Genomic DNA, 2,637 nt, shown 5'->3' with positions numbered 1-2,637 from the left:
GGCTTGCCTGCCAGCACGATTCGGCCGATGCAAGGGTGGCGTTCCGTTCGATGATCGAAGGTCTCTGGTGCATGGCGCTGGACCAGATTCCTCTCTGGTATTTGATCGACAATGACCGGCGGGTCACCAACGAGGTGACGGAACTGCAATATTCTGTGCGCGAAACCATGCATTCGCTGGCCGACGATCTGGCCCGCGACCTTGGCGATCGGTTGCGGCTAAGCGAGCCGGTCACGCGCATCGAGCACAGTTCGCCAGGTGTTCTTGTCGTTTCGGCCGGGGGTGCCGTCGAGGCGCGCACGGTTCTGGTTGCCGTCCCGCCGGCGAAGGTGACGGAGCTCGCCTTTGCCCCCGCTTTGCCGGCCGGACTGGGGCGGGCACTCGGCGCCTGGGAAAGCGGCGCGGCTATCAAGATCCTGGTGCGCTATGCCAAACCGTTTTGGCGGGCGCGGGATTTGAGCGGCATGGTGATGTGGCTCGAGCCGCCGGGGCTGTTTGCCTGCGACGCCGGCAAGGATGCGGAGCATGCGGCGCTCGTCGTGTTCGCCGGCGGCTCGCTCGCGCTGCGTTGGCGCGACCTCGGCGAGGCGGAACTGCGTGCGGAGGTGACCGGCCGGCTGGAGGCAGCCCTTGGTCCGGATGCCGGTGACGTCATCGATTTCAGTTTGCGTGACTGGACAGGAGATCGCTGGAGCGGCGGCGCGTACAGCGATCTTATTGTCGATGTTACAGCGACAGACGCCGAGCGAACGATCCTTGCCGGCGCACCGCCGGTGTATCTCGTCTCTTCAGAACTCTCGCCATCGTTTCCGGGGTATGTCGAGGGCGCCATCATTGCCGGGCGCATCGCCGCGCACAAGATCATTGCCGAGCTTCAAGCTCCGGGCTGAGCCTGATCTTTTCGAAAGACTGTTCGGTAAGATCGGTCAAGTTGCGCCTCGAGCCTCGGCGCCGTCGAAGCCATGCCCGATTTTGCCCGACTTCGCCCCAATGTTGTTTCGAATTCGTTACAGTGCCAATCCTTCGCCACCCCATCACCGTTACAAAGCGCGGATAAGTTCATTTCGCCGCCAAAAGAAACTCAGCGAAGGGGAAGGTAATGCATGCGAAAATCCAGACGATCCGCGGCGAGAGCCGCCTTCAGGCTCCAGAGCGCAATGACCGCCGTCCGAAACTGGCGCTGCGCCAGCGGGCCAGCGACCACCCCATGGCGATGTTCATGGTGCTGGCTGCTTGCGCCTTCGTCGGCATGGCGTTCACGCCGACAATCGGGCCGGCCTTCGCTTCGTTGAATCCGCCGGCCAATCTCATCGACGGCGCGCAGACGACGACCAGGACCGCGCGTCTGCCGGTGCCGGTGACCGACTTCGCCTGCAAGGGCCAGGCCTGGGGTGCCGAGAGCATGGATTGCCTGCGCGCCATCGCCGAACAGTCCGGAACACACAAAAGCCGGGCGATCCGCATGATCGCCAATGCCGCGCCGTTGACCGGCACGCCGAATATTTTCTGATTTCCGTCGAAGCATGGTCCCGAAAACCGTTCCCGTTTTGTGGATCATGCTCTGACCTCCCCGAGCGCCCTCCAGTGCGCTCCTTTTGGCTCCCGCCCCCGGGAGCCTCTTTTTTATCCTTTCAAGGCCGCCTGTTCGGCGATGGCGGAGAGCACGCTGCGCACATCCAGCGTGCTGAACGGCTTTTCCAGAATCTGCGGTCGCTGCTGCGCCGGCAAGGCTTCGATTTCGGCTTTGGCACCGATCAGGTCTCCGGTGACCAGCACGAAACGCCGCGCCAAAACGGGCTTTTCGGCGAGCAGCTCACGATAGATCGATATGCCGCTGACGCCGGGCATGCGCAGGTCCGAAAAAACGATGTCCGGCGGCATATGGCCGCTCAAGGTGGCGGCGGCCGATTCCCAGACCGGCACGATCCGCGACTTGATGCCCATCAGTTCGAGGATGTCGGAGAGTGACCCGGCGACATCCGGCTCGTCGTCGATGATCAAGGCATGGCGCAGGCCGCTCGATCGCGGCTGGTTGTCGCCGGCGGTGGCGAGGCCGGCCACGATGGCCGGCAGCTGGACGACGAAACGCGCGCCTCTCGGGAGCACTTCCTCGAACCAGACATTGCCATTGTGCCGCTCGATGATCGATTTCGAGATCGACAGGCCGATGCCGGTGCCGACGCCGACCGGCTTGGTGGTGAAATAGGATTCGAAGATGCGGCCGCGGATCGCTTCCGGCACGCCGGGCCCATTGTCCTCGACCGAGAAGCAGGGATGATCCCGGTCGCTGCGGAACGTCCGCACCTTGATCAGCCGGTCGCCGGCAATGCCAGCCAAAGCGTGCTGGCTGTTGATGAGGAAATTGGCCGCCACCTGCGTCACATGGTCGGCGTCGGCCATGGCCAGCAGCGGGCCTGCGGCGAAATCGGTGTCGATGATGATGCCGCTTGAGCGCGCGCCATAGGCGGTCACTTCAAGTGCCGCCCGGATCACCTGGTTGAGGTCGGTCTCGGCTTGTGCCGCGGGATGGAGGCGGACCATCGACAGGAAGCTCTTGACGATGCGGCCGCAGCGCTCGGCGGCCGCATCGTCAAGAGCTTCCTGTCGATGGTCCGCCTCCATCCCGCGGCACAAGCC

At 63.9% G+C, this 2,637-nt stretch carries 3 protein-coding genes; 2 read left to right on the top strand and 1 reads right to left on the bottom strand.

Translation table 11 applies throughout. The features are described 5' to 3' along the window. Both EN914_RS31480 and EN914_RS31475 read left to right on the top strand, forming a co-directional pair. A partial coding sequence (locus tag EN914_RS31480) for an FAD-dependent oxidoreductase (protein WP_127389507.1) occupies positions 1-890 on the top strand: 890 nt, incomplete at its 5' end. Between the two features lie 209 nt (positions 891-1,099). After that, the gene (locus tag EN914_RS31475; protein WP_024503021.1) at positions 1,100-1,510 is read left to right on the top strand and encodes a hypothetical protein; all 411 of its coding nucleotides are present in this window, start codon (positions 1,100-1,102) and stop codon (positions 1,508-1,510) included. 113 nt (positions 1,511-1,623) lie between these two features. On the opposite strand, the gene EN914_RS31470 is transcribed toward EN914_RS31475, so the two are convergent. Beyond that, a partial coding sequence (locus tag EN914_RS31470) for a HAMP domain-containing sensor histidine kinase (RefSeq protein WP_164779049.1) occupies positions 1,624-2,637 on the bottom strand: 1,014 nt, incomplete at its 5' end.

The organism is Mesorhizobium sp. M7A.F.Ca.CA.001.08.2.1, assembly GCF_003998455.1.
GTDB classification, from domain to species: domain Bacteria; phylum Pseudomonadota; class Alphaproteobacteria; order Rhizobiales; family Rhizobiaceae; genus Mesorhizobium; species Mesorhizobium ciceri.
The sequence above is the reverse complement of the archived record's forward strand: the minus strand, read 5'-3'. Positions and strand labels throughout refer to the sequence as shown.